The 25,540-nt window shown below is 67.2% G+C and carries 24 protein-coding genes and 2 tRNA genes; 12 read left to right on the plus strand and 14 right to left on the minus strand.

The features are described from left to right. From ELY12_RS00680 to ELY12_RS00710, 7 genes are all read left to right on the plus strand, one after another. Positions 1-1,250, plus strand: a 1,250-nt coding sequence (locus ELY12_RS00680; protein ID WP_126174785.1) for a UdgX family uracil-DNA binding protein, incomplete at its 5' end; no start/stop codon positions are given. A 9-nt stretch (positions 1,251-1,259) separates the two neighbouring features. After that, positions 1,260-4,865, plus strand: a complete 3,606-nt coding sequence (locus tag ELY12_RS00685) for an error-prone DNA polymerase (protein ID WP_126174786.1) — start codon at positions 1,260-1,262, stop codon at positions 4,863-4,865. 68 nt (positions 4,866-4,933) lie between these two features. After that, entirely contained in the window at positions 4,934-5,347 is a 414-nt protein-coding gene (locus tag ELY12_RS00690) for a hypothetical protein (protein ID WP_126174787.1), read from the plus strand. A gap of 39 nt (positions 5,348-5,386) precedes the next feature. Next, complete coding sequence (locus ELY12_RS00695; RefSeq protein WP_126174788.1) at positions 5,387-6,013, plus strand: LysE family translocator; 627 nt, start codon at positions 5,387-5,389, stop codon at positions 6,011-6,013. A gap of 61 nt (positions 6,014-6,074) precedes the next feature. Beyond that, on the plus strand, positions 6,075-6,749 hold the full coding sequence (locus ELY12_RS00700) for an extensin-like domain-containing protein (protein ID WP_241229664.1): 675 nt from the start codon (positions 6,075-6,077) through the stop codon (positions 6,747-6,749). 46 nt (positions 6,750-6,795) lie between these two features. Further along, positions 6,796-7,488 (plus strand): DUF47 domain-containing protein, encoded by a 693-nt coding sequence (locus tag ELY12_RS00705; RefSeq protein WP_241229665.1) that lies wholly within the window; start codon positions 6,796-6,798, stop codon positions 7,486-7,488. 13 nt (positions 7,489-7,501) lie between these two features. Next, positions 7,502-8,500 carry an inorganic phosphate transporter gene (locus ELY12_RS00710; protein ID WP_126174790.1) on the plus strand — a complete coding sequence of 333 codons (999 nt, stop codon included), beginning with the start codon at positions 7,502-7,504 and terminating at the stop codon, positions 8,498-8,500. Positions 8,501-8,534: 34 nt separating this feature from the next. On the opposite strand, the gene ELY12_RS00715 is transcribed toward ELY12_RS00710, so the two are convergent. From ELY12_RS00715 to recJ, 4 genes are all read right to left on the minus strand, one after another. Continuing rightward, a tRNA-Glu gene (locus ELY12_RS00715) sits at positions 8,535-8,609 on the minus strand. Positions 8,610-8,635: 26 nt separating this feature from the next. Beyond that, positions 8,636-8,710 (minus strand) — tRNA-Glu (locus ELY12_RS00720). Between the two features lie 64 nt (positions 8,711-8,774). Further along, positions 8,775-9,158 carry a VOC family protein gene (locus ELY12_RS00725; RefSeq protein WP_126174791.1) on the minus strand — a complete coding sequence of 128 codons (384 nt, stop codon included), beginning with the start codon at positions 9,156-9,158 and terminating at the stop codon, positions 8,775-8,777. Between the two features lie 13 nt (positions 9,159-9,171). After that, entirely contained in the window at positions 9,172-10,959 is a 1,788-nt protein-coding gene (gene recJ / locus ELY12_RS00730; protein WP_126174792.1) for a single-stranded-DNA-specific exonuclease RecJ, read from the minus strand. Positions 10,960-11,095: 136 nt separating this feature from the next. On the opposite strand from recJ, the gene ELY12_RS00735 reads away from it, so the two are divergent. The 3 genes from ELY12_RS00735 (at position 11,096) to ELY12_RS00745 (ending at position 12,953) form a co-directional block, all read left to right on the plus strand. Continuing rightward, positions 11,096-11,524: a flavodoxin family protein gene (locus ELY12_RS00735; RefSeq protein WP_126175234.1), complete on the plus strand. Its 429-nt coding sequence runs from the start codon at positions 11,096-11,098 to the stop codon at positions 11,522-11,524. A 158-nt stretch (positions 11,525-11,682) separates the two neighbouring features. Beyond that, the gene (locus tag ELY12_RS00740) at positions 11,683-12,405 is read left to right on the plus strand and encodes a hypothetical protein (protein ID WP_126174793.1); all 723 of its coding nucleotides are present in this window, start codon (positions 11,683-11,685) and stop codon (positions 12,403-12,405) included. Then, positions 12,402-12,953 carry an AHH domain-containing protein gene (locus ELY12_RS00745; RefSeq protein WP_277600232.1) on the plus strand — a complete coding sequence of 184 codons (552 nt, stop codon included), beginning with the start codon at positions 12,402-12,404 and terminating at the stop codon, positions 12,951-12,953. The genes ELY12_RS00740 and ELY12_RS00745 overlap by 4 nt, the downstream gene beginning before the upstream one ends. On the opposite strand, the gene ELY12_RS00750 is transcribed toward ELY12_RS00745, so the two are convergent. Together ELY12_RS00750 and ELY12_RS00755 are read right to left on the minus strand one after the other, a co-directional pair. Then, the gene (locus ELY12_RS00750) at positions 12,914-13,888 is read right to left on the minus strand and encodes an NAD(P)H-dependent flavin oxidoreductase (RefSeq protein WP_126174794.1); all 975 of its coding nucleotides are present in this window, start codon (positions 13,886-13,888) and stop codon (positions 12,914-12,916) included. The two genes, ELY12_RS00745 and ELY12_RS00750, sit on opposite strands and share 40 nt — an antisense overlap. A gap of 59 nt (positions 13,889-13,947) precedes the next feature. Further along, positions 13,948-14,991, minus strand: coding sequence for an amidohydrolase family protein (locus tag ELY12_RS00755; RefSeq protein ID WP_126174795.1), 1,044 nt, complete (start codon positions 14,989-14,991; stop codon positions 13,948-13,950). Between the two features lie 214 nt (positions 14,992-15,205). Between ELY12_RS00755 and ELY12_RS00760 the strand changes: the two genes are divergently transcribed. Next, entirely contained in the window at positions 15,206-16,279 is a 1,074-nt protein-coding gene (locus ELY12_RS00760) for a calcium:cation antiporter (RefSeq protein WP_126174796.1), read from the plus strand. Here the strand turns inward: ELY12_RS00760 and leuA are convergent. From leuA to miaA, 7 genes are all read right to left on the minus strand, one after another. Continuing rightward, positions 16,252-17,964 (minus strand): 2-isopropylmalate synthase, encoded by a 1,713-nt coding sequence (gene leuA, locus ELY12_RS00765; RefSeq protein WP_126174797.1) that lies wholly within the window; start codon positions 17,962-17,964, stop codon positions 16,252-16,254. The two genes, ELY12_RS00760 and leuA, sit on opposite strands and share 28 nt — an antisense overlap. Before the next feature lie 197 nt (positions 17,965-18,161). Continuing rightward, complete coding sequence (locus ELY12_RS00770) at positions 18,162-19,031, minus strand: I78 family peptidase inhibitor (protein WP_126174798.1); 870 nt, start codon at positions 19,029-19,031, stop codon at positions 18,162-18,164. A gap of 24 nt (positions 19,032-19,055) precedes the next feature. Next, entirely contained in the window at positions 19,056-19,490 is a 435-nt protein-coding gene (locus ELY12_RS00775; RefSeq protein ID WP_126174799.1) for an I78 family peptidase inhibitor, read from the minus strand. Between the two features lie 68 nt (positions 19,491-19,558). After that, positions 19,559-20,578 (minus strand): ketol-acid reductoisomerase, encoded by a 1,020-nt coding sequence (ilvC, locus tag ELY12_RS00780; RefSeq protein ID WP_126174800.1) that lies wholly within the window; start codon positions 20,576-20,578, stop codon positions 19,559-19,561. A gap of 125 nt (positions 20,579-20,703) precedes the next feature. After that, positions 20,704-21,219, minus strand: a complete 516-nt coding sequence (ilvN, locus tag ELY12_RS00785) for an acetolactate synthase small subunit (protein ID WP_126174801.1) — start codon at positions 21,217-21,219, stop codon at positions 20,704-20,706. Continuing rightward, positions 21,219-22,964, minus strand: coding sequence for a biosynthetic-type acetolactate synthase large subunit (ilvB, locus tag ELY12_RS00790; protein WP_126174802.1), 1,746 nt, complete (start codon positions 22,962-22,964; stop codon positions 21,219-21,221). The genes ilvN and ilvB overlap by 1 nt, the downstream gene beginning before the upstream one ends. Before the next feature lie 119 nt (positions 22,965-23,083). Continuing rightward, positions 23,084-24,043 carry a tRNA (adenosine(37)-N6)-dimethylallyltransferase MiaA gene (gene miaA, locus ELY12_RS00795; RefSeq protein ID WP_126174803.1) on the minus strand — a complete coding sequence of 320 codons (960 nt, stop codon included), beginning with the start codon at positions 24,041-24,043 and terminating at the stop codon, positions 23,084-23,086. Between the two features lie 34 nt (positions 24,044-24,077). On the opposite strand from miaA, the gene serB reads away from it, so the two are divergent. Then, positions 24,078-24,920, plus strand: coding sequence for a phosphoserine phosphatase SerB (gene serB, locus ELY12_RS00800; protein ID WP_206435744.1), 843 nt, complete (start codon positions 24,078-24,080; stop codon positions 24,918-24,920). Here the strand turns inward: serB and ELY12_RS00805 are convergent. Then, on the minus strand, positions 24,917-25,516 hold the full coding sequence (locus ELY12_RS00805) for a cytochrome b family protein (RefSeq protein WP_126174805.1): 600 nt from the start codon (positions 25,514-25,516) through the stop codon (positions 24,917-24,919). The genes serB and ELY12_RS00805 overlap by 4 nt on opposite strands. Positions 25,517-25,540 lie beyond the last annotated feature (24 nt).

Consider the following 25,540-nt stretch of genomic DNA (forward strand, 5'->3'; position numbering starts at 1 on the left):
CGCCGCCCGCCGATGCCGCGCCGGTGCGCGCGAGCCGCGCGTTTGTGCAACTCGCCAAAAGCGCGATCTGCCACTCCGATCCGGAGCGGTTCTCGCTGCTCTACTGCCTGTTGTGGCGGCTGCAGGCGAACCCGCGGCTGCTGGAGGATGGCGCCGATCCCGACGTGCGCCGGCTGGAGGACTTGGCCAAGGCCGTGCGCCGCGACATCCACAAGATGCGCGCGTTCGTTCGCTTCCGGCTCGTCGAGGGCGAGGCGGATGGCGAGGAACACTACGTCGCGTGGTTCGAGCCCGAGCATCACATCCTGCGCGCCAACGCTGGGTTTTTCGTGCGCCGCTTCGCCAACATGAAGTGGTCGATCCTGACCCCCAAGGGCTCGCTTCACTGGGATCGCACCACGCTGGAGGAAGGTCCGCCCGCCCAGCGCTCCGATGCGCCGTCGGGCGATCCGACCGAGGACTTGTGGCGCAAATACTATGCATCGATCTTCAATCCCGCGCGTTTGAAGATCGGGGCCATGCTCAAGGAGATGCCCCGCAAGTATTGGAAGAACATGCCCGAGGCGGCGCTCATTCCCGAGCTGGTCGCTGGGGCGCAGGCGCGGGAGTCGCAGATGGTCGCCGCCGGCACGCTGGATATGGGCGAGCGCCCCAAGTCATTGAGCGGCATCGACAAGGCGATCCACGCCTGCCGGATGTGCCCAATCGGCTTGCTCGACAACCAGGCGGTGATGGGCGAGGGCCCACAGGATGCCGCGCTGATGATTGTCGGCGAGCAGCCCGGAGACCAGGAAGACATTGCCGGTCGCCCGTTCGTGGGACCCGCCGGACAATTGCTCGACCGGCACCTCGAACGCGTGGGGATCGATCGGCGCAGCGCGTACGTCACCAACGCCGTCAAGCACTTCAAGTTCGTCCAGCGGGGCAAGCGGCGGCTGCACCAGTCGCCAACCTCGAAGGAAATCGACATCTGCCGTTTCTGGGTGGAAGGCGAGCGCGAACTGGTCCAGCCCAAGCTGATCCTGGCGATGGGCGCCAGCGCGGCGCGTGGGATGCTCGGCAAGACGGTCAGCATCTCCAAGGCGCGTGGGCAGGCCCACATGCTGGAAGACGGCAGCGAGCTGTGGGTGACCGCGCACCCATCCTACCTCCTCCGTCTCGACGGCCCCGCCCGCGAGGAACAAGCCCGCCTGTTCGACGCCGACCTCGCCGCGGTGAAGGAGCGGCTCGAGGAACTGGCCCAAGCCTAGGCCCGTGATGTGCCCGAAAACGATCTTCAAGTCCCTCGGCGAAGGATTGATCTCGATCCCGACCTGATCCCGCCGCCGGCGTGGTCCCCGTTCGTCGAATTGGGATTGGTCAGCTGCTTTTCGTTCCTGCGCGGAGCGTCGGACGCGGTCGATCTCGTCATTACTGCCCGCACGCTCGGCTACGACACCATCGCGGTCGCCGACGTGAATTCAATGGCGGGAGTGGTGCGCATCCACACCGAAGCCAAGAAGCTCCGCCTGCGTCCCTTGATCGGGTGCCGGATCGAGACGGTCGAGGGGCTCGCTTTCCTCGCCTACCCGGTCGATCGCGCCGCTTATGGCCGACTGTGCCAACTCATCTCGGCCGGCCGGATGAACACGCCCGAAGGCAAATGGCAGGAAAAGGGTGCGTGCGACATCACGCTGGCGATGCTCGCTGCGCATGCGGAGGGGGTGCAACTGATCCTCGTTCCGCCGCGCGACCTCGATCAGCAACTGACCATTGCGGTGCCGAGCAACGTGATCCCCTTTCCGGGCGCCGTGCAGGATCAGGCGCACACGGCCGAGATGGCGGTGACCCGCCCATTCCCCGACCTGCTCCCCTACCTCGCAGACCGGTTGCCCACGCTGCGCCACCTCGCGGCGAGCTATCTCTACAGCGAGGACGACATCGCCCTGATCGACCGGTTGGACGCCTTGGCCAAGGCCAACGGCCTGAAGCTGCTGGCCACTAACGATGTTCTCTATCATCTCCCGGAACGGCGCCCGTTGCAGGATGTGATGACCGCGATCCGGCACAAGACTACCGTCGCCGACGCTGGCCTGCTGCTCAATCCCAACGCCGAGCGGCATCTGAAGTCACCGCGCGAGATGATCGCGCTGTTCGCACGCTGGCCGCACGCGATCGAGGCAGCGCGCGAAGTCGCCAACAAGTGCCGGTTCAGCCTCGACCAGCTGAAGTACGAGTATCCGGAAAAGAAGTATCCCGACGGCCTGACGCCGCAGGCCTACCTGCGCCGCCTCACCTGGCAGGAAGCAAAGCAGCGCTATCCCGTCCGCCTGCCGCCGAGCGTCAAGAAAACGCTCAAGCGCGAACTGCGGCTGATCGGGCAACTGCAGCTCGCGCCCTATTTCCTCACCATCAAGGAGATCGTCGACTTCGCGCGCGGGGAGGGCATCCTGTGCCAGGGGCGCGGTTCGGCGGCCAATTCGGCGGTCTGCTATTGCCTTGGCATCACCGCGGTCGATCCCGCCAAGCACCAGGTCCTGTTCGAACGTTTCATCACCAAGGAGCGCCGCGAGCCGCCCGACATCGACGTCGATTTCGAGCACGAGCGGCGTGAGGAGGTGATCCAGTGGATCTACCAGACCTACGGCCGTCAGCATGCCGGCCTGTGCGCCACCGTGATCCACTACCGCCCGCGCATGGCGATCCGCGAGGTCGGCAAGGCGATGGGCCTGTCGGAAGACGTCACCTCAGCGCTCGCCCGCACGGTGTGGGGAGGACACGGCCGCGCGATCGACGAAGAGCATGTGCGGCGCGAGACCGGGCTGGACCTGTCCGATCCCCAGCTCACCCGCGTGCTCAAGCTGACCGAGCAGATGATCGATATGCCGCGTCACCTGAGCCAGCACGTCGGCGGCTTCATCCTCACCGACAAGCTGCTCACCGAGACGGTCCCGATCGGCAACGGTGCGATGCCCGATCGCACCTTCATCGAGTGGGACAAGGACGACATCGACGATCTCGGCATCTTCAAGATCGACGTGCTGGCGCTGGGCATGCTGACCTGCATCAGCAAGACGCTGAAGATGCTGCGCGACAGCCATGGGCAGGGTTACGAGCTGGCGACGATCCCCAAGGAGGAGCCGGCGGTCTACGACATGCTATGCCAGGGCGATTCGCTTGGCGTGTTCCAGGTCGAAAGCCGGGCGCAGATGAACATGCTGCCGCGCCTGCAGCCGCGGGAATTCTACGACCTGGTGGTGCAGGTGGCGATCGTCCGCCCGGGACCGATTCAGGGTGACATGGTCCACCCGTACCTCAAGGCGCGGCGCGAGTACCGGGCGGGGCGGCGTGATTTCAACCTGCCGTCCCCCGCGCCAGAACACGGCCCACCGGACGAGCTATCATCGATCCTCAGGCGCACCTTCGGGGTGCCGATCTTCCAGGAACAGGCGATGAAGATCGCGCTCGACGCGGCCAAGTTCTCGCCCGCCGAGGCCGATCGGTTGCGCAAGGCGATGGCGACCTTCCGCAGCCGCGGGATGGTGCACGAGCATCAGGACATGATGGTCGGCAACATGATCGCGCGCGGCTACGATGCCGAGTTCGCGCATCGCTGTTTCAACCAGATCAAGGGCTTCGGCGAATATGGCTTTCCCGAGAGCCACGCGGCCAGCTTCGCGCACCTCGTTTACGTTTCAAGCTGGCTCAAATGCCATTACCCAGTCGCCTTCGCCGCAGGGCTACTCAACTCGCAACCGATGGGATTCTATGCCCCGGCGCAGATCGTGCGCGATGCGGAGGAGCATGGCGTCGTGGTGCTGCCGATCGACGTCAATCACTCGGATTGGGACTGCACGCTTGAGCAGGTGGAACACGATCACCCCACTCGGCGCGGTGACGACGAATGGCGTTCGGACACAGGCTGGGCGCTGCGCCTCGGCTTGCGGCAAGTCGATGGGTTTCCCAAGGCCGTCGCGGAGCATCTCGTGCAAGTCCGCCGGAAAGAGGGACCGTTTGCCGATGTGCTCAGCTTGCGCGATCGGGCGAAGCTGCAGCCTTCGCATATCGAGCTTCTCGCCGCCGCAGATTGCTTCTCGTCGCTGTCGCTGAAGCGCCGGCAAGCGCTGTGGCAGGCGCGCACGCTGGTGGGTGGCGAAGACCTGCCGCTGTTCACCGCCGCGCGCGAGCGGGAAGAGGGGGCGGAGCGGGAGACTACTCGGTTGCCGGCGATGGCGCTCGCCGAGGAAGTGGTCGCCGATTATCAGACCCACCGTCTCAGCCTGAAGGCGCATCCGTTGAGCTTCCTGCGACCCTCGCTCGCCGCGCGCGGATTTGTCCGGGCGGACGAGCTGCGGCAGCGCAAGTTCCGCTCGCAGGTGCAGGTCGCGGGGGTCGTGCTGATCCGCCAGCGGCCGGGCAGCGCCAAGGGTGTGTGCTTCATCACGCTCGAGGACGAGAGCGGGGTGATCAACCTCGTCATCTGGCCCGACACGATGGAGAAGTACCGCAAGGTCATCATGGGCGCGCGGCTGATGGAGGTGCGCGGGCGGGTCGAATACGACGAAGAGGTTATCCACGTGATCGTCCATCACCTGGCCGACGCGACCAGCGAGCTTCACCGCCTGTCGGACGACCTGATGCCGATCACCATCGCTCGTGCGGACCACTGCAACAATCCGCTGCCCAGCCGCTGGGGGCCGCACGGGGTGCTGCTCAAGGACAATGACGAAGAGACCAAGCCCGCCGGCGAGCCTCAGCCATGGCAACCGCCGGGGCCGGGCAATCGCGACTGCGGCTTCCACGGTCCGGTCTCGGGCGGCCATCCGCGCGATGTGCGAATTGTGCCCAGGTTGTTGCCGCTGCCGCCCAGCCGGGACTTCCATTGATGTCCCGATCCGGTGCGCCCCGCCGATTGCCGCGTGCCCCACCGACCATGCAGGAGTAGACTTCCCCGATGCGCACTCTGCTCACTGCCGCCATGCTCGTCTTCGCCGCCAGCGCGGCGGCTGCGTACGATCCGATTGTCCTCAAGCGCGGGTGGTACCGGGTCGATTCATTCGACAACGGCGAGTGCGCGGGCGAGGTTGGCACGAATGGCCAGTTCTACGTGATCTCGGTCAGCGGCCTCGCTCACAGTGAGCCGGCGTTCCTCACGATCACCAACGGCGACATGCGCCCGATCGGACGCGCCGTGCAGGCCGATGGCGCGGGGCGCTGGCAGGAGTATTACATCCCGTTCCGGTACAATCGCGGGGAGGGCGATCTCGTCACCGTAACCGTCACAGGCGAGCGTTGCACTGTGCCGCTCGACTTCAAATGGCGCCGCGCCAAGGGGTGGGACGAGCCCGCGCCGCTGCGCCCGCGCTGACCGTTTCGCGAATCCCCCGGCGCGGCTAGCGCGTCCCGGATGCTCGATCCCGAACGCCTCGCCGCCTTCGCGCTGATGACCGCCGCCACGAGCATCGTCCCTGGGGTGTCGATGCTGTTCGTCGTCGGCCGCACGATCCGACACGGCGTAAAGAGCGGCGCCGCGGCGCTGGCGGGGATGCAGGTCGGCTACATAGGCTGGTGGCTGCTCGCGGGCCTTGGCCTCGGGACGCTCGCGCTCGCGTTTCCGCTCGGCTTCCGCGTGCTGACCGTGATCGGCGCGCTCTATCTTGCATGGCTGGGCATGCTGTCGATTCGCGACGCGGGGCAGCATGCCAAGCTCGATGCGTCGTCGGCTGGGCGGTCGGGCAACGCCTTTCGCGACGGCGTGCTGGTGGCGCTCTCCAACCCCAAGTCGCTGATCTATATCGTCGCCCTGCTCCCGCCGTTCGTGGACCCCCGGCAGCCAGTCGGACCACAACTCGTTGTCCTCGCGGTGGTGGCGATGGTGATCGATGTCGTGGTCGGCGCGGTTTACATTGCCGCGGGCTCGCGGTTGGCTGCCGCCATGGCGCGTCCGACGACACGCAAGCGGTTCGACCTCGCAGTGGGCATTCTCTTCATCGCCATCGCGGCCGGAATCCTGATCGATATCGCATCGCGGTGAGCCGATCGCGCGACCGGATCGTTATGTGAAGATGCGAGCGTCTCTCTTCGATCACCTCGCAATGTTCGCGCTGATCCTGCTCGCGCTCGGCCTGACCGCCAAAGGCTGGCTCGACGCTCATCCAGAGCACAACCCGTGGGCGCCGCTCGACCTGCGCGATCCCCCGGGCTGGGCCACCGAACGGAAGCTTGCAGCGCTTCGCGACGATCCAGCAGGATGCCGAGCCGTTCTCGCGCGCAGCGGAGTGCAGTTCACGACGCTTGAGCCGGCGGGCGAGGGCACGTGCCTGCGGCCGGACCGGACGATCCTGCCTGAATATCCGCTCAGCCCCAAGGCACCGCTGACCACCTGCGCGCTCGCTGCCGGGCTGGAGCTCTGGCTGCGCGACGGCGTGCGCCCGGCGGCGACGGAGTTGCTCGGAACCAAGGTGGTGCGGATCGAGCACTTCGGCGCCTTCTCGTGCCGCCGCCTCTACGGCCGCGCCGGAGGTCGCTGGAGCGAACATTCGACAGGAAATGCGATCGACATCGCCGCGTTCGTGCTCGCGGATGGCCGCCGCATATCGGTCCTTCAGGATTGGAAAGGCGCCGGGCCGGAAGCCGCGTTCCTGCACCGTGTGCGCGACAACGGCTGCAAAGTGTTCGGCACCGTGCTGAGCCCCGACTACAATACCGCCCACCGCGACCACCTGCACCTCGATCAGCAAGCGCGCGGGTTTGGCAGCGTCTGCCGATAACGGCTTGCCCACAGCGCCAGCTTGCGCGGCGGACGCGGATGGGGCAGTGGCCCTCGCCGATACGCACCGCCGATCATACGGAGTAATGCTGGTGTTCGACTGGTTCCGCCGCCTGGTGCCGAAATCCGCGGATTTCTTCATTTTGTTCGAACGGCATTCCGCCTCGACCGTGGCCGCCGCCGAAGCGCTGTCGAAGCTGGTACGCGGCGAGGGTGAGCATGCCGCGCTGGTCGCCGCCATTCGCGACCATGAACATGACGCCGACGACGTCACTCGTGAGGTGCTTACGCAGGTCAGGCAGACCTTCCTGACGCCCTTCGACCGGGGTGCGATCATCGGTCTGATCGCCGCGATGGATGACGTGACGGATGAAATCCAGTCATGCGCCTCGGCTATCGAAACCTACGATTTCAAAGACTTCGCCCCCGATATGCAGGAAATGGCTGCGCATATCTGCCGCGCCCTGCACAAGATCGACGAGGCGCTGCCGCTACTGCGCGATGTGCCGCGCAACGGCTCGAAACTGCACGACCTCACGGGCGAGATCGTCCGCGCCGAAGGAGAGGTGGATATCGTCCACGAACGCGGGCTCAAGGCCAACTTCGCCGCCGCGAATGCCAACGGCAATACGGTGCAGTTCATCGTCAACCGCGAAATCTTCAAGCACCTCGAAAAGGTCGCCGACGCGTTCGAGGATGTCGCCAACCAGATCGACGGCATCGTGATCGATTACGCCTGAGGGGCGACAGGACATGCACGACCTCGCGCTCCCGCTGCTCGTCGCGCTGATCGCGCTGGCGTTGATGTTCGATTTCCTCAACGGGCTGCACGATGCGGCCAACTCGATCGCCACCGTGGTGTCGACGCAGCTCCTATCGCCGGTGATGGCGGTGCTGTTCGCCGCGGTCGGCAACTTCCTCGCTTACTGGATCGTCGGGCTGCATGTGGCAGAGACGGTCGGCAAGGGGATCATCAACAAGGATGTTGTGACCCCCGCGGTGGTCTTTGGGGCATTGGTCGGGGCGATGTTCTGGAACATTGTCACCTGGATCAAGGGCATCCCGTCATCGTCCAGCCACGCGCTGATCGGCGGCCTGCTAGGCGCCGGCATCGCCGCCAGCGGGCTAGGAGCGGTGGAGAGTTCGGGCACGCTCAAGACGCTGTTCGCGATCTTCCTGTCGCCGATGCTCGGCTTCGTTATCGCGATGGCGCTGATGCTGCTGACCAGCGTGATCTTCCAGGCCTCAACCCCGCGCAAGGCGAACAACACCTTCAAGGTGCTGCATCTGTTCTCCTCGGCGGCCTATTCGATCAGCCACGGCGGCAACGACGCGCAGAAGACGATGGGGATCATCGCGGTGCTGCTCTATTCGACCGGGCATCTACGCGGCGAGTTCCATGTGCCCGAGTGGGTCGTGCTGAGCTGCTATGCGGCGATTTCCCTCGGCACGTTGTCGGGTGGCTGGCGCATCATTCGCACGATGGGCACCGGTCTCACCAAGCTCAATCATCACTCGGGGTTTTGTGCCTCGACCGCAGGCTCGATCGTGGTGTTTGGCGCCAGTGCGCTCGGCATCCCGGTTTCGACCACGCACGCGATCACTGGGAGCGTCGTTGGCACCGGCGCCGCCCGCCGCACCAGCGCGGTCCGCTGGACGGTGGCCGCGCGGGTCGTCACCGCGTGGTTCATCACCATCCCCGCCAGCGCCGTGGTCGGTGCCGCGTTCTACCTGATCACCCGATTGTTCTGAGAGTTCGCAGCTCGGCCATGGGCCGGCGCGAAGTTGGTGACCCCTACGGGAATCGAACCCGTGTTTCAGCCGTGAGAGGGCCGCGTCCTGACCGCTAGACGAAGGGGCCATCCTTGCCAGATGGCGCGCAGAAGTTGGTGACCCCTACGGGAATCGAACCCGTGTTTCAGCCGTGAAAGGGCCGCGTCCTAACCGCTAGACGAAGGGGCCACGCCCGAAAGCGTGGCGGGCGCCTTAGGGGGGCAAAATTGCCCGGTCAACCCCGTCCCGCCCGCTATCCGTTCGCCGAGTGACAGACCGCCTGCAGCTTGTTACCGTCGGGGTCGCGTACGTAGGCGCCGTAGTAGTTCGGATGGTAGTGCGCGCGCAGTCCGGGTGCTCCTTCGTCGCTGCCGCCATGCGCGAGTGCGGCGGCGTGGAAGGCATCGACGGTTGCGCGATCGGGAAGGAGGTAGGCGATATGCACGCCGTTGCCGGCTCGCGCTTCATGGCCGTCGAACGGGGGGCCGATGAAGGTCTTGGGGCCTGTCGGCAGACCGAATGCGATCTCGCCGTCGCGCTCGAACATCACCGGGTGGCCAAGCACGTCCATCACCGCGATCCAGAACGGCCGTGCGCGCTGCCAGTCGTTGGTGCCCAGGGTAACGTGGCTGAACATGCGTGAAGCCCTCCTAATCGGCCCAGGCGGCATCTTCGAGATGAAGCTCGGCCTGCGGGCGGTCGCCCCAATCGTCGATCTTCGCGCGTCCCGCTAGCCACAGACTGCGTCCGCGCGATCCGTGGAGCAGGGCCTGGCCCAGCGCGCTTTCGGCGGCGCGGAAGGCGATCGCCTTGAAGCTCTTGCCGTCCATCCCGCTCGCCACAAGCCGCACGTGATCGGTGCCGACCACCTCCGCGCGGACCAACCGCACAGGGCCGACTGCGAGCCGCGGACCGGGCCAGCCCATGCCGTAGGGACCGGCGCCATCGAGTGCTTCCACTAGCTCCGGCGTCAGGCCGCCAGGGGCGAGCGCGAGGTCCATCGGCATCGCGCCGCCTTCCATCGCCCGCGCGACTTGCGCACCGAGCCGCTCGTCCAGCCAATCGGCGAGCGCACCGAGCTGCGCGGCATCGATCGTGAGACCGGCGGCCATGGCGTGCCCGCCGCCCGCGACGAGGAGCCCGCTCTCGCGCGCGGCGATGATCGCAGCGCCGAGGTCGATACCGGCGATCGAACGCCCGGAGCCCTTGCCGGTCTCGCCATCGAGCGCGATGACCACCGCGGGCTTGCCGGTCTTCTCCTTGATCCGCCCCGCGACGATCCCGATTACACCGGGGTGCCAGCCGCGCCCCGCCAAGACGTGGACCGCGCGGTTGTGCTGGCCCTCGAGCATCGCCTCGGCGGCAGCCTGCACTTCGGCTTCGATTGCCCGGCGTTCCTCGTTGAGAGCCGAAAGCTGCTGGGCGATTGCGGCGGCTTCGTCGGGGTCCTCAGTCGTCAGCAACCGCACGCCGAGCGTCGATTCGCCGACGCGTCCACCAGCATTGATGCGGGGCCCAAGTGCAAAGCCGAGATCGCTGCACGCGGGCGCGCGCTTTAGGCGGCTTGCGTCGATCAGCGCCGCCATCCCGACGTTGGCGCGGCGCGCCATGACCTTGAGCCCCTGCGCGACGAACGCGCGGTTGAGCCCGCGGATTTGCGCGACGTCGGCGACGGTGCCGAGTGCGACCAGATCGAGCAGGCTCATCAGGTCGGGCTCGGCGCGGTCTGTGAAATAGCCATGGGCGCGCAAGGTGCGGACCAGCGCAACCGCTAGGACGAACGCGACGCCGACCGCCGCCAGGTGCCCATGCTCGGCGCCGATCTCGCTTTCATCGAGCCGGTTGGGGTTCACCAGCGCAGCGGCGAGCGGCAACTCGTGCGCGCATTTGTGATGGTCGACCACAATCACATCGACCCCGGCGGCATGCGCCTGCGCCAAGGCGTCGTGCGCCATGGCCCCGCAATCGACCGTGACGATCAGGCTGGAGCCTTCCTCCGCCAGCCGCACCAACGCCTCGCCGCTGGGGCCGTAGCCCTCGAGCAGACGATCGGGGATGTAGTAGCGGGCGTCGTGGCCGAGCATGCGCAGGAGGCGGATCATCAGCGCCGCACTGGTCGCGCCGTCGACGTCGTAATCGCCGTAGATCGTCACCGTCTCGCCGGTCATGACCGCCTGCGCGAGGCGCTCGGCAGCGGCGTCCATGTCGCGGAAATGCGAGGGATCGGGAAGGAAGGCGCGCATCGTGGGGACGCGATGACGATCGAGATCGTCCCGCGCCACGCCGCGCGAGAGCAGAAGCTGGGTCACCACGTCGTCGAGCGCGCCGGTGCTTTCGCCCCACGAGGCGCTGACGTCCATGTTGCCGCCGCGCCAGTGCCAGGCCTTGCCAGACAGCGAGCGGTCGACGCCGAAGACGGTGCTGATGGTGGAAGCCATGGCGCGGGTTCTAGAGCAGCGCGGACTCGGCGGCAAATCCGCCGGCGTTGACAATCGACAGCGGTGCGCGATTCTCGCTCGCGTGAATGCGCAGCTCCTGATTGCTTGGCACAGCCGCACCGGCGCGGCGGAAGCGATGGCGCGTGCGGCGTTCGACGGAGCGGGCGAAAGCGCGCTTCTGCTCACCGCACAAGAGGTTCAACCTGATCATTTGCTCGCCGCGGCAGGCTACCTGTTCGTGTGCCCCGAGAACCTCGCGAGCATGAGCGGCGCGATGAAGGAGATGTTCGACCGCTGCTACTATCCGGTGCTCGGCCGGATCGAAGGGCGGCCTTATTCTACTGCCATCGCCGCCGGCTCCGATGGCACCGGAGCGCAGCGGCAGATCGATCGGATCGCGACCGGCTGGCGTTTGCGGCGCGTGGCGGAGCCGGTCATCGTGAACCTTGCGGCGCAGACTCCGGAGGCGATCTTGGCGCCCAAGACTGTCGGCGATGCGGAGCTGCAAGTCTGCCGCGAGCTGGGCGCGGCGCTGGCCCAGGGCCTGGCGGAAGGCATCTTCTAACCGGATTACCGCCGAATCGCGTCGGAAACGGATGGAACTGCCCGTGGAAGACTCGACTAGGCGCTTGTTTCACGTCACAAAATCACAGCAGAGGCGATCGCGGGACTATTTCGATTTCGGGCGGAAACGACAAAGCTGTTCGCGCGGGGAAGGGGGCCTTGCTGCTGCTGTTCCCGCGCGGGGATCGGCCCGATGTCACCACGCTGCGTGCGACGGTAACCGGAACCGAGCGGATCGCCGTCACCAACACCTTGGGTGAAGAAGACCCCGCGCTGCCACAAGGCATTGAGCTGCTGCGCGACGGGATGACCTATGACCTCGTCGGCGCCGCTCCTGGTCCCGGGATCGCGCTGCCGACGCTCGAATACCGCCTCGGTGTGTCGCACGAGATGGCGGACGGGGCGCATGAAGCGCTCGCGCTCCAGCCCGGGCCCCACCTGGCTCCGGGGGCGCGGACGATGCCGGTGGTGCGCACGATGATGGGGGGCGCTGCGATGATCGTGGCGCACCTGCCGGGCTTGCGCGCGGTGGCCTGGCCCGCCGCCGGGACGGTGATCGGGCCCGACTTCTTCGTGTCGAGCATGACCGCGTGGCTCGCCGGAGGGGCGTTTCCCGCGCTCGGCCTGACCGCCTTTTCGCCGGTGGCGGGTGGCGGCTTGCGGAGCGAGGGGCTGGCGTTCTTCACCGGGCAGGAGCTCCAGCTCGCGACCGAACTGGCGGAGGACCGCGCGGCGGGCACGCGCCTTGGGGTGCGGCTGGTCAACCAGTTGGTCGGGCAGGGCCAGGTGACCGCAGCGGAAGCGATCATCGGGCCCGAGGGCGAGCGGCTGACTCTCGAGCCTTCGCCAGATGCCCGCACGGTCCGCGTCCGCCGGGGGTGACGGGCGCGAGGGTTGAGCGGGCGCGGCTGCCATTCCGCGCGGTCAATCGCGCCGGTACGCCGGGGCACGATCCGGAGCTGCAACGGCACCACCTGCTCCCCTGCCAACTGCGATCGCGCGCCTGTTTCCGGCGTATGTTCGGGGGCATCGACCCAGTGCGGCTGGGGTTCGGCGACTTCCGCCGCAACGGCCTGCTGCTGCCTGCCGGGAGCGCGGCGGCCCGGCGGCTGGGCCTTCCGCTCCACCGCGGGCCGCACCGCGACTACAACGCGATGGTGATCGAGCGGGTAGGGCAGATCGAGCACCGCTGGGCGAGCCGCCACCCGCGCCGGCCGGAGGAGGCGGGAGAGGAGGCCCTGTTCCGGCTCGCGCTGCTCCAGCGCACCCTGCGCCGGCGACTGCTCGACCCGCCGGGAAAGCCGCTCCGCCTCAACCGCAACGATCCGCTCGGCGCCGGGTTCGACTTTACCGAGCTCGATGCGATGGCGGCGTCCCTGTGGGACGATACTCAGACGGTCTTCGCGGCAAGCTCCGCCTTGGCCTGCTGATATTCGGCCTCAAGCCGGTCGACCCGCGCCGCCACGCTCTCGACCGCGCCCACCATGCCGACACCCTGGCCCGAGCCCCAGATGTCTTTCCACGCCTTCGCCTCGGTGTTTCCGCCCGAGCCGAAGTTCATCGCGGAAGGGTCGCTCACCGGCAGGTTGTCCGGGTCCATCCCGTTCGCCTCGATAGACGAGCGCAAGTAGTTGCCGTGCACCCCGGTGAAGAGGTTCGAATAGACGATCCCGTCCGCCCGCGCGGCGACGATCGCGTCCTTGTAGCCCTGGTCGGCGTTGGCCTCCTCGGTCGCGATCCAGGGTGAGCCGATGTAGGCGAAGTCCGCCCCCATCGCCTGCGCCGCCAGCACCGAGCGGCCGTGCGCGATCGAGCCCGAAAGCGCCACCGGCCCATCGAACCAGGTGCGGATCTCCTGCATCATCGCGAACGGCGACAGGGTCCCGGCATGCCCGCCCGCACCGGCGGCGACCGGGATCAGTCCGGTTGCGCCCTTCTCGATCGCTTTCCTCGCAAAGCGGTCGTTGATCACGTCGTGCAGCGTGATCCCGCCCCAGCCGGCGACCGCGGCGAACACATCTTCGCGTGCGCCCAGTGAGGTGATCACCATCGGCACCTGCCACTTGGCGCAAACCTCCATGTCCTCGTCGAGCCGGTTGTTCGATTTGTGGACGATCTGATTGACCGCATACGGCGCGGCGGGCCGGTCCGGGTTGTCGCGATTGTGCTGCGCGAGCTCCTCGGTGATCCGGTGCAGCCATTCGTCGAGCACGCCTGAAGGCCGGGCGTTAAGTGCCGGGAATGAGCCGACAATCCCCGCCTTGCACTGCGCGATGACCAGCTCCGGCCCGGAGACGATGAACAGCGGTGAGCCGATGACGGGCAGGCGCAGGCGATCGAACGGGGCGGGCAGGGTGGTTGGCATCGGATACTCCGGTTGCGATTCGAAACCGGCTTATCGCGTGCCGGAGAGGCTGTCGAGCGTCAGGCCGCGAGCAGGTGCTCGAGCCCGTAAACCCGCGCCGCGGTGCCGGCGAACAGGTCGCGCTTCTCGCTGTCCGAGGCGCCGCTGGCGAGGCGCTTGAATGCGTTCCACAGCACCGGATAGCTCGCGCCCCAGCGGTCGACCGGGTAGTTGCTCTCGAACATCGCACGCGCCGGGCCGAAAGCCGCGATGCAGGTGTCGATGTAGGGCTCCCACAGTTTCGCCAGCTCCTCCGAGCCGAGCCCGGCGGCCGGACCGTTGTCGGGCAACTGGCAGAACGCCATCGCCAGGCCGCCCAACTTGACCGAGACGTTCTCGCACTCGGCGATCGCCTGGATCGAGTTGCGCCAGCGGCCGAAGTTCTCGGTGAGCTTGCCGCGATGGCTGGCGATGCCGAGCGGGGTGCCGCAGTGGTCGAGCACGATCGGCTGATCGGGGAACGCGCGCGCGAGATCGAGCACGTCACCCAGTTGCGGCTCGAGCAGCCAGGCATCGAAGGTCAGCCCGCGCTTGCCGAGTTCGGCGAACCCTTCGCGGAAGGTGCTGTCGAGGTAAAGCCCCTGCGGCGCGTGGAACGGCGGGCCGAGTACTTCGGGATCGGCATCCCACGCCGCGGCATGGCGAATGCCGACGAAGCGCGGGGAGGCCGCTTGCAGCGCATCGAGTACCTCGCCGGCCTTCGCACCGAGGGTGAGATCGGCATGGCCGACGATCGCCGCGCACGGGCGGTATCCGCCGTACAGTCCGCTCGCGCCTTGCGCCGCGACGCCGTTGACGAACTCGACCTCGCCGACGACCTTCAGCGCCTCGCCCCGGCTGGCATCGTAGAACGCGCCGCATTCCATGAACACGGTGCCGACCACGTTGTGGCCCGAGTGCGTGTCCGCCTGCAGCTGGTCGAACGTGTAGTGCGCCGCGCCGGCCAGCGTTTCGAGAAAGTCGTGCCGCGGCTCGGGGAAGGCGGGCAGCACAGGCCGCAGGTCCCACAAGTGGTGGTGCGGATCGATGATCGGCAGCTCGGGTTCGAGAATCGCTTCGTTCATGCTGGCACCTCTCAAGCTGTCGATCGCGTAGGACTTGTCACACTTGTCACACTGTCCTGAAGCAAAAAATTTCGGCCCCCACGGAGCAAGTCTGAGTTGCGAGAATGAGGAGGCAAGGATCGCTCATAGGGTTATCTATGCCGAAAGCGCCGAGGTAGGAAAGCGGCGGCGTGCGCGGTTGCGGCTGGCGGTGAGTCCCCTAAGAGGGTGGCTGATGACCGGCATACTGCGACACTGGACCTGGCTGGCGCCGCTGTTCGCCTGGCTCCTTTTCCTGCTCAGCACCGGCACCACCGTATCTCCGATCCTGTTGGCCGCCGGATTGATCGCGACCGTGCTGGCGGCGGTGCATCACGCGGAGTTGGTGGCGCACCGGGTGGGGGAGCCGTTCGGGACGTTCCTGCTCGCGATCGCGGTGACGGTGATCGAGCTGGGGCTGATCCTGACGCTGATGTCGGCCGGCGGAGAGAGCGCGGCCACGCTCGCCCGCGACACGGTGTTCGCGGCGGTGATGATCATTCTCAATGGCCTGATGGGGATTTGCATCCTCGTCGGTGCCATCCGGCACAAGGAGCAGGCGTTCCAGCAGACCGGCGTCAGCGCCGCGCTGGCGACGATCTGCGCGCTGACCGTGCTGACGCTCGTTCTGCCCAACTTCACCGTCAGCGAGCCCGGGCCGCTTTATTCACCGTCGCAGCTCGGCTTCGTCGCGGTGGTTTCGTTCCTGCTCTACGCGACCTTCGTGGCGGTGCAGACGGTGCGGCATCGCGACTACTTCCTGCCCGACAAGACGATTGCGGCCGATCACGACATCCACGCCGATCCGCCGACGAACGCGCAGACCGTGCGCTCGGCGTTGCTGCTGATCGCCTGCCTCGGTGCGGTCGTGCTGCTGGCCAAAGCGCTGGCACCGCCGATCGAGAGCGCGATGGAGGATCTCGGCGCACCGCGCGCCATCGTCGGCGTGATCATCGCCGCCTTGGTCCTGCTGCCCGAAAGCGTCGCGGCGATCCGCGCGGCGCTCGCCAATCGCCTCCAGACGAGCCTGAACCTCGGGCTCGGTTCTGCCCTGGCGACGATTGGCCTGACGATCCCGGCGGTGGCCGCCCTGTCCGTTATCGTGGGCCTGCCGATCGCACTGGGGCTCGATACCAAGAGCATCGTGCTGCTGTTCCTGACGCTGGTCGTGGCCACCCTATCGCTGGGCACCGGGCGCACCACGGTCCTTCAGGGGGCGGTGCACCTCGTCATCTTCGCGGTCTATCTGTTCACCACCCTGGTGCCCTGAGCATCGGGCGCTGCGACCGCCGAATTTGCCGCGCTGACCACCGCACGCACGCTCGCGGTCGCGACGTCTTCGTCGATGCCGCAGCCCCACACGAAGCGGCCGTCAGGAAGCGCGCACTGGACGTAGGCGGCGGCGCGGGCGTCGGAGCCGGTGGAGAGGGCGTGCTCGGAGTAGTCCGCCACTTCCATTTTTACTCCGAACGCCTCGTCCAGTGTGGCGACGACCGAGGAGATTAGGCCATTACCGCGGCCGCTGACTGATTGTTCTTTGCCCTCGACCGCGATGGTCCCGGCGAAGACGCGGGTGCCGTCGGCGGCGCGCGTTTCTTCGTAATCGACCAGCTGGAACGGGCGCGTGGGTTCGCCGACGTGGTAGGTTTCGCGGAACGCCTGCCAGATGTCGGCGGCGTTGAGCTCGCGGCCCAATTCGTCGGCGATGCGCTGGACGGCCCTGGAGAAATCGGCCTGCATCGCCTTGGGCAGCTTGAGGCCCTGGTCCTGCTCGAGGACCCAGGCGAACCCGCCCTTGCCCGATTGCGAGTTGACGCGGATTACCGCTTCGTAGCTGCGGCCGAGGTCGGCCGGGTCGATCGGCAGGTAGGGCACGCGCCAGCGCTCGTCGTTCTGGGTAGCGGCCGCCTCGAAGCCCTTCTTGATGGCGTCCTGGTGGCTGCCCGAGAAAGCGGTGAACACCAGCTCGCCGCCATAGGGATGGCGCTGGTGGACGGGGATCTGATTGCAGTACTCGACGGTCTCGATGATCCGGTCGATGTCGGAGAAATCCAATCCTGGATCAATGCCTTGGGTGTACATGTTGAGAGCGACTGTCACCAGGCAGCAGTTACCGGTGCGCTCGCCGTTGCCGAACAGGCAGCCCTCGACCCGGTCGGCGCCGGCCATCAGGCCGAGCTCGGCGGCGGCGACCCCGGTGCCGCGGTCGTTGTGGGTGTGGAGCGAGATCACCGCGCTCTCGCGGTTCGGCAGGTTGCGGCAGAAGTATTCGATCTGGTCGGCGTAGATGTTGGGCGTCGCCGCCTCGACCGTCGCGGGGAGGTTGAGGATGATCGGGCGGTCGGGCGTGGGCCGCAGGACCTCCATCACCGCCTCGCAGACCTCGATGCTGAAATCGAGCTCAGCGGTGGAGAAGGTCTCGGGGCTGTACTGGAAGTGCCAGTCGGTGCCGGGGCGGGCGGCGGCCTCGTCGCGCATGACCTTGGCGCCGGCGACCGCGATCGCCTTAACTTCCTCGCGGCTCATGCGGAAGACGATGTCGCGCCACGCCGGACTGACGGCATTGTAGAGGTGGACGATCGCCGCCCTGGCGCCGTGCAGGCTGGCAAATGAGGTGCGGATCAGGTCCTCGCGGCTTTGGGTGAGCAGCTGCACCGTGACGTCATCGGGGATGCGTCCCGACGCCACGAGGCCTTGGATGAAGTCGAACTCGGTGGCGCCGGCGCTGGGGAAGCCGATCTCGATCTCCTTGACCCCGATCTCGACGAGGAGGTCGAAGAAGCGGTTCTTCTTCACCGCGTCCATCGGGTCGACGATCGCCTGGTTGCCGTCACGCAGGTCGGTCGAGAGCCAGCGGGGCGGGGCGGTGATCGTGCGGGCGGGCCACTGCCGGTCGGGCAGGGGCACTTGCGGGAAGGCGCTGTACTTGGCGCTCGGTTGGCTGAGCATGGGCATCGGGAATACTCGTAACGGTGTCTGCTGGGGTGCGGCCTATCCCTTGGGCGCCGTGCGCGCCCATCAGGTCGCGCGCAGGCTCACGCCCAAGGGCGTGTAAGTCGAAGCAGAATAAGCGCGTTACGGATCACGATTTGCTGCATGCGCGAAAAGGCGCAGGGCTGCAAATGTTACAATTGCAACTAGGGCGTGCAGGCTCAGCCGCAGCGGGCGGAGCGGATGACGTCGGTGCCCTTGTCCATCGTGACATTGAGCCGGTCCGTCCGCAGATCCTGCGTGACGATGCTGTCGGGATAGAGCCACCGGGTCGATTTCGCGCCTGTGGCGGCCTCGACCGCCGTGCGCACCGCAGGGGTCGCCTTCTTGCCGAACCACGCCTTGGCCTTGTCGGCGTTGCAGGCGTTCGGGCCGGGCATCGGCGCGGGCTCCGGCTCAGCCGCCTGCTTCATGAAGGCGGCGGTGAGATCGAGTTCGACTTCGTCCGACACCAACGGAATGCCGGTGGTGAGGCCGAAGTCCGAGCGCTTGATCAGCGCCCGGCCCGAAAAGCCGACCTGCTCCGATCCCATCATCGATCCCGCGCCGGTGAAGCGCGCCTGGATCGCTACCGGGCGGGTGTGACCGTTCAAGGTCAGGTTGCCGACGATATAGGCGCTCTGACCGTCCACACCGGGCGCCACGCTGGTCGAAACGAAGTGCGCCGGCTGCGGCGTGGGGCCGAAGAAGTCGGGCGCAGCGCCGTCCTTGCCGGGCCGCAGCAGGTGATCGTGCAGCCCCTGGCTCGCGACCACCGGGTTGATCGGGATGGTCACGTCGACCTTGGCCGCCGACAGGTTGGCCGGATCGATCGTCAGCGTGCCCGTCACGTCGCCGAACAGCCCGAAGTAATCGCTGAAGCCGAGGTGGTCGACCCGCCAGCCGACGAGGGTGTGGTTTGGATCAGCCTGGTAGGTGCCGCCGGTAACGCGCGAGGGATCGGCCGCGCCGGGCTTCTCGGTCGGCATCTGGGCGTAAGCGGCGGCGGTCATCGCCAGCGCGGCGGCGCAAGTGGTCAGCAGCAGGCGCATTCGGGTCCCCTCCGTTCGTCGAGCTCAGCCGCAGCGGAACAGCTTGATCCGCCCATCCTTGCCCAGCTCCACATTGAGGCGCTGGGGGCTGAAGTCCATCGTGATCGCGTCGCCCTCTCCATAATAGCGGATAGGGCGCTCGCCTACCGCCTTGGCGATGGCGGATTTTACATCGGCCGTCGGCAAAGAGTTGAGCCAGCGTTCGGAGACTTTGTCCGCCCCGCAAGTGTCCTCGCTCTTGGCGGTATCGGGCCCGGAGGTGGCCGTGGCACCGGGTTTGACCGGGCTGACCAGGACCGAGTCCGTGCTCGTCGGCGTGGCGCTGCTGGAAGCCGGCGCGGCGGAGGGCTCGACCGCCCCCGGCGCCTCGCTCGCCTCCGGACCAACCGGAGTGTCCGCCGGTTGGCAGGCAGCGAGGCCGAGTGCGAACGCGAGGGCGAAGGGCAGGGGGCGGGTCATGGCGAAACTCCGGGTGATGCGCTCTCACAACGGAGCGTAAGCACCCACAGTTCCTAGTTGATCGCGCCTTAGTTAATCGTCTGGTCGACCAGCTTGTTCTTGCCGATCCACGGCATCATCGCGCGCAGCTTGGCACCGACCTGCTCGATCGGGTGCGCCGCGGCGGCTTTGCGGGCGGCTTTCAGCTCCGGCTGGCCGGCGCGGTTGTCGAGGACGAAGTTCTTCACGAACCGGCCCGACTGGATGTCCTTGAGCACGCGGCGCATCTCGGCCTTGGTCTCGTCGGTGATGATGCGCGGGCCGGTGGTGATGTCGCCGTACTCAGCGGTGTTGCTGATCGAATAGCGCATGTTGGCGATCCCGCCTTCGTAGAGCAGGTCGACGATCAGCTTGGTCTCGTGGAGGCACTCGAAGTACGCCATCTCGGGCGCGTAGCCGGCCTCGACCAGCGTCTCGAAACCGGCCTGGATCAGGTGAGTGATGCCGCCGCACAGCACCGCTTGCTCGCCGAACAGGTCGGTCTCACATTCTTCCTTGAAGTTGGTCTCGATCACCCCCGAGCGGCCACCGCCGACGCCGCTGGCATAGGCGAGGGCGATGTCGTGTGCGTTGCCGGTGGCGTCCTGGTGGACCGCGATCAGGCACGGCACGCCGCCGCCGCGCTGGTACTCGCTGCGGACGGTGTGACCCGGCCCCTTGGGCGCGATCATAATCACATCGATGTCGGCGGGCGCCTCGATCAGCCCGAAGTGGACATTGAGGCCGTGCGCGAAGGCGATCGCGCTGCCGGGCTTCATGTTGCCCTTGAGGTCGTTCTCCCAGATCGCCGCCTGGTGCTCGTCGGGCGCGAGGATCATGACGATGTCGGCCCACTTGGCCGCGTCCGTGTTCGACATGACCTGGAAGCCGGCGGCCTTGGCCTTCTCCGCGGTGGCCGAGCCCTCGCGCAGGGCGATGGCGACGTCCTTCACCCCGCTGTCGCGCAGGTTCTGCGCGTGGGCGTGGCCCTGGCTGCCGTAGCCGACGATGGCGATTTTCTTGTCGGTGACCAGGTTCAGGTCGGCATCGGCGTCGTAGTAGACTTTCACGGTTACAATCCCTCGCTACGTTTGCGTCGGCCCGGACTCGATCCGGGCCAGTGCTTTTCTTCGGGCGTCGAAAAAGGAAGCCCAGCCCCGGCTCAAGGCCGGGGCGACGAAAATAAATGCGTTTCCTAAGCCCCTTCGGCCCCCCGCATCATCCCGACGATGCCGGTACGGCCCACTTCGACCAGGCCCAGCTCGCGCATCAGGCCGACGAAGCTGTCGATCTTCTCCGGCGCGCCGGTGATCTCGAAGATGAAGCTCTCGGTGGTCGTGTCGACCGGCTTGGCGCGAAAGATGTCGGCGAGGCGCAGCGCCTCGACGCGCTTCTCGCCCGTGCCGGCAACCTTCACTAGCGCCAGCTCGCGCTCGACGTGCGGGCCTTCCTCGGTGAGGTCGACGACCTTGTGCACCGGGATCAGCCGTTCGAGCTGCGCGCGGATCTGGTCGATCACCGCCGGCGGCCCGTTGGTGACGATGGTGATCCGGCTGACCGCGTGGTTTTCGGAGATATCGGCCACCGTCAGGCTGTCGATGTTGTAGCCGCGCGCGGTGAACAGCCCGGCGATCTTGGCGAGGATGCCCGCCTCGTTATCGACGGTGACGGCGAGCACATGGCGCTCGGCTTCGGCCTGTTTGATGTGCATCAGACGAGCGCCTTCGCTTCGTCGTCCAGCGTGCCTTCGACCCGGTCGCCATAGAGCAGCATGTCGGTGTGCGCCGCGCCGCTGGGGATCATCGGCAGGCAGTTCGCCTCCTGCGCTACGCGGCAATCGACCATCACCGGCCCGTCGTGGTCGATCATCGACTGGATGCCTGCATCGAGGCCCGCCTGGTCTTCGATCCGGAGGCCCTTCCAGCCGTAGGCTTCGGCCAACCTCACAAAGTCTGGCAGGGAATCGCTGTAACTATTGGAATAACGGCTCTCGTAGGTCAGCTCCTGCCATTGGCGGACCATACCCATGTACTGGTTGTTGAGGATGAACACCTTGACCGGCAGGCGGTACTGGCTGGCGGTGCCGAGCTCCTGGATGTTCATCTGGATGCTCGCCTCGCCCGCGACGTCGATCACCAGCGCCTCCGGGTTGCCGAGCTGCGCGCCGATGGCGGCGGGGAGACCATAGCCCATCGTGCCGAGGCCTCCACTGGTGAGCCACTTGTTGGGCGCCTCGAACTGCAGATACTGCGCCGCCCACATCTGGTGCTGGCCGACTTCGGTCGAGATAATCGGCGCGCGGTCCCTGGTCAGCGCATGGAGCCGCTCGATCGCGAGCTGCGGCATGATCTCGGACTTCGAGGGCGGATAGGCGAGGCTTTCGCGCGCGCGCCAGCCGGCGATACGCGCCTTCCATTCACCGAGGTCCTGCGCGCGCCGGTCGCCCCACGCGGCGATCAGTTGCTCGAGCACTGCGGCGCAGTCGCCGATCAGCGGCAGGTCGACATTGACCGTTTTGTTAATGCTCGCCCGGTCGATATCGAGGTGAATTTTCTTGGAGTCGGGGCTGAACGCATCGAGCCGCCCGGTCACCCGGTCGTCGAACCTCGCGCCGATGCAAACCATCAGATCGCACCGGTTCATCGCCATGTTGGCTTCGTAGGTGCCGTGCATGCCGAGCATGCCGAGCCAGTCGGGATGGTCGGCGGGGAACGCGCCGAGGCCCATGAGGGTGCTGGTGACCGGCGCACCGGTGAGGTCCTGCAGCTTGCGCAGCAGTTCGCTCGCGCGCGGTCCGGAGTTGATCACCCCGCCGCCGGTGTAGAGCACCGGGCGCTCGGCGGCAGCGAGCAGCTCGACCGCGTCGAGCACCGCTTCGAGCGGCGCGGTCGAGGGCGGATTGTATCGCGACGATGGCAGGGCGGGTGCCTCGGCGCCGTCCCAGCTCGCCAGCGCGACCTGCACGTCCTTAGGGATGTCGATCAGCACCGGGCCCGGGCGGCCGGTGGTGGCGATGCGGAACGCCTCGGCGATGGTCGCCTGCAGCGCCGCCGGGTCCTTCACCAGGTAGTTGTGCTTGGTGCAGTGGCGGGTGATGCCGATGGTGTCGGCTTCCTGGAACGCGTCGGTGCCGATCAGCGGCGTCGCGACCTGGCCGGTGATCACCACCAGCGGAATCGAATCCATGAAGGCGTCGGCGATGCCGGTGACCGCGTTGGTCGCGCCCGGGCCGCTGGTGACGAGGACCACGCCGGGCTTGCCGGTCGAACGCGCGTAACCTTCGGCCGCGTGCGCCGCGCCGGCTTCGTGGCGGACGAGGATGTGGCGGATCCGGCTATGCGCGAACAGTTCGTCATAGATCGGCAGCACCGCGCCGCCGGGGTAGCCGAACACGAATTCGACGCCCTGCTGCACCAGGCTTTCGATCAGGATCTGCGCGCCGCTGCGCTCGGTCACCGTCCATTCCTCCTGCGTCGCCGCCTAACCCGCGGCACCTAAAAAATCGACCCGGTGCGGGGGGCTCGCACCGGGTCTATTTCTTATCGAGACAAAGCTCTCCTATGCGACAGGATATGTCAGGTCAAGCGCAAATTTGGGAATAAAGTTTCAATCGACCGGGCCTGAAGCAAATCTTCTGCGTGCGCGCGGGGCCACTCCGACGGGGGCTGGTTGCGAAACCAGGTCGCCTGCCGCTTGGCGTACTGGCGGGTTGCGAGCTGGCCCGCGGCGAGCGCCTCGTCCTTGCTTGACCTGCCGGAGAGCCAGTCGGCGACCTCGCGCACCCCAATCGCGCGCATGACCGGGAGCGCGGGATCAAGGCGCCGGGCGAGCAGCGCCTCGACCTCCGCAGCCGCCCCATGATCGAGCATTGCGGCGAAGCGCCGGTCGCAGCGTTCTCCCAGCCATTCGCGCGAAGCGGTCAGGATCAGCGGGTGGAGTTCCACCCGGTCGCCGATCCCGCCTTCCCGCGCGGCTTGCCAGTGGGCCAGTGGACGGCCGGTTGAGCGGACAACCTCCAGTGCTCGCGCCACGCGCGTCGTGTCGGCTGGCGCCAGTGCTGCCGCGCGGGCGGGGTCCTCGGCCTGGAGCGCGGCATAAGCCTCGGCTACCGGCATCCCGCGCACCGCTGCGCGAACTTCGGGGTCGATCGGCGGCACGGGGGCAATGCCGTCGAGGAGAGTTCGCAAGTAGAGCCCGGTACCGCCGACGAGGATCGGCAGCCGTCCGGCGGCGTGGGCCGCAGCGATCTCTTCGCGCGCCGCCGTGGCCCAGTCGGCTGCCGAGCAGGCAGCCGGGCCGTCCCATGCGCCGAACAGGCGGTGTGGTACGCCGCGCATCTCCTCTTCGGTCGGCCGCGCGCTGAGGACTTGCAGGTCGGCATAGACCTGCGCGCTGTCGGCGTTGACGACTACCGCGTTGCCGTGGGCGAGGGCGAGGCGCACCGCGAGATCGCTCTTGCCGCTCGCGGTGGGCCCTGCGATGAGCGCGACCGCTGGCTTGGCGCCTGGTCCCGTGGGAGAATTCGCAGTGCTCATCGCCCGGCTGATAGCAGAGCCTGCGGGACTGGAAATGCGACTCGACGCGGCCAGCGCGGCGCTGGAAGCCGAAGGCCTGCGCATCGCTGCCGCCGCGATGCTCGATTTCTGCGGCGATGTCCTGCAGCTCTCGCTGCCCGACGGTGACCCGGCGGTCCTGCGGCGGGTGCTCGACGAATACTTCACCCCCGCCGACCTGCTGGTTTCGACCCAAGAGATCGGCATTCCGCGGCTGTTCGTCTCCGATATGGATTCGACCATGATCGGGCAGGAATGCATCGACGAGCTGGCCGATTTTGCCGGGCTCAAGGACCAGGTCGCGGCGATCACCGAGCGGGCCATGCAGGGCGAGCTCGACTTCGCCAGCGCGTTGACCGAGCGGGTCGGACTGCTCGGCGGGCTGGGCGAGGACGCGATCGCCACCTGCCTCGCGGATCGCATCCGGCCGATGCCGGGCGCCAAGCGGCTGGTCGCGACGCTCAAGGCGCACGGCTGCCGGACGGTGCTGGTCACCGGCGGATTCCATCATTTCGCCGATCCGGTGGCGGAGAAGATCGGCTTCGAGCACGTCGTCGCCAACCGGCTTGCGGTGGCGGACGGCAAGCTGACCGGCGCGCTGGTCGGCGGCATCACAGACAGCTCGGTCAAGCGCCGTGTGCTGCTCGACGAAGCCGCCGCGCTCGAAAACGGCGTCGCGACCTTGGCGATGGGCGACGGGGCAAACGACATCCCGATGCTCGAAGCGGCGACCTGGGGGATAGCCTACCACGCTAAGCCCAAGGCACGCGCGGCCGCCGACGGCTGGATCGACCGCGGCGACCTGACTTCCGTGCTTTCGCTCCTCGGTGTCCCGCGCGAGGAATGGGTGAGCGTCTAGGCCGGCACCGCGCGCGCTGCGTGCATGCGCCGGACCTTGATCCACGCGGCAAAACGGATCGCGGCGGCTGCGAAGGCAATCGGGGTGAACAACGCGCCGATCACCCAGCGGTCGGGATCGGACAGGCGCCCCGCGTAGCTCGAGGCGAACACGAACCACAGCCAGTGGATGCCCACCTTGTGCAGCACCTTCCACCACCGGCCCATCGCCCGCTTCGCCGCGTCGGTCGAGGTCAGCGCCATCGCGTAGAGCAGCACGTAGGCCGCGCCGCCGCCGACCAGCGTGGTCGTCTGCGGCGGTTGGTTGGTGATCGTCAGGAAGGTCGTCAGTGCGGCGAGATGCACGGTGTGGCTCGCCGCGAAGCCGAGGCCGAACCATTTGCGCCTTGCGAGCAGGCCCTTGGCGAGCTCGGACGGCGCCAATTGCACCAGCGGCCGCGCGACATACGCGGCGATCAGCAGCGGGAAGCCCGCGCGCGCGGTCCAGCGGGCGGCGAGGTGCCAGCGCTCGATCGTATCGTCGCCGATCGCAAAGCCGAGCACCAGCGCGCTCAAGCCGAGTATCACGCCCGCAAGGAGTGGCCACCGCGTGCCCATCTTAACCCCCTTTTCACGCGCCCC

Origin of the sequence: Tsuneonella rigui (assembly GCF_003958625.1) — a bacterium.
In the GTDB taxonomy this organism is placed as follows: domain Bacteria; phylum Pseudomonadota; class Alphaproteobacteria; order Sphingomonadales; family Sphingomonadaceae; genus Tsuneonella; species Tsuneonella rigui.

Bases quoted from the DNA above. Each gene is read 5' to 3' on its own strand.
- ELY12_RS00690 (WP_126174787.1), top strand. From the start codon at position 4,934: ATGCGCACTCTGCTCACTGCCGCCATGCTCGTCTTCGCCGCCAGCGCG.
- ELY12_RS00695 (WP_126174788.1), top strand. From the start codon at position 5,387: ATGCTCGATCCCGAACGCCTCGCCGCCTTCGCGCTGATGACCGCCGCC.
- ELY12_RS00700 (WP_241229664.1), top strand. From the start codon at position 6,075: ATGTTCGCGCTGATCCTGCTCGCGCTCGGCCTGACCGCCAAAGGCTGG.
- ELY12_RS00710 (WP_126174790.1), top strand. From the start codon at position 7,502: ATGCACGACCTCGCGCTCCCGCTGCTCGTCGCGCTGATCGCGCTGGCG.
- ELY12_RS00725 (WP_126174791.1), bottom strand. From the start codon at position 9,158: ATGTTCAGCCACGTTACCCTGGGCACCAACGACTGGCAGCGCGCACGG.
- recJ (WP_126174792.1), bottom strand. From the start codon at position 10,959: ATGGCTTCCACCATCAGCACCGTCTTCGGCGTCGACCGCTCGCTGTCT.
- ELY12_RS00735 (WP_126175234.1), top strand. From the start codon at position 11,096: ATGGCGCGTGCGGCGTTCGACGGAGCGGGCGAAAGCGCGCTTCTGCTC.
- ELY12_RS00750 (WP_126174794.1), bottom strand. From the start codon at position 13,888: ATGCCAACCACCCTGCCCGCCCCGTTCGATCGCCTGCGCCTGCCCGTC.
- ELY12_RS00755 (WP_126174795.1), bottom strand. From the start codon at position 14,991: ATGAACGAAGCGATTCTCGAACCCGAGCTGCCGATCATCGATCCGCAC.
- ELY12_RS00760 (WP_126174796.1), top strand. From the start codon at position 15,206: ATGACCGGCATACTGCGACACTGGACCTGGCTGGCGCCGCTGTTCGCC.
- leuA (WP_126174797.1), bottom strand. From the start codon at position 17,964: ATGCCCATGCTCAGCCAACCGAGCGCCAAGTACAGCGCCTTCCCGCAA.
- ELY12_RS00770 (WP_126174798.1), bottom strand. From the start codon at position 19,031: ATGCGCCTGCTGCTGACCACTTGCGCCGCCGCGCTGGCGATGACCGCC.
- ELY12_RS00775 (WP_126174799.1), bottom strand. From the start codon at position 19,490: ATGACCCGCCCCCTGCCCTTCGCCCTCGCGTTCGCACTCGGCCTCGCT.
- ilvN (WP_126174801.1), bottom strand. From the start codon at position 21,219: ATGCACATCAAACAGGCCGAAGCCGAGCGCCATGTGCTCGCCGTCACC.
- miaA (WP_126174803.1), bottom strand. From the start codon at position 24,043: ATGAGCACTGCGAATTCTCCCACGGGACCAGGCGCCAAGCCAGCGGTC.
- serB (WP_206435744.1), top strand. From the start codon at position 24,078: ATGCGACTCGACGCGGCCAGCGCGGCGCTGGAAGCCGAAGGCCTGCGC.
- ELY12_RS00805 (WP_126174805.1), bottom strand. From the start codon at position 25,516: ATGGGCACGCGGTGGCCACTCCTTGCGGGCGTGATACTCGGCTTGAGC.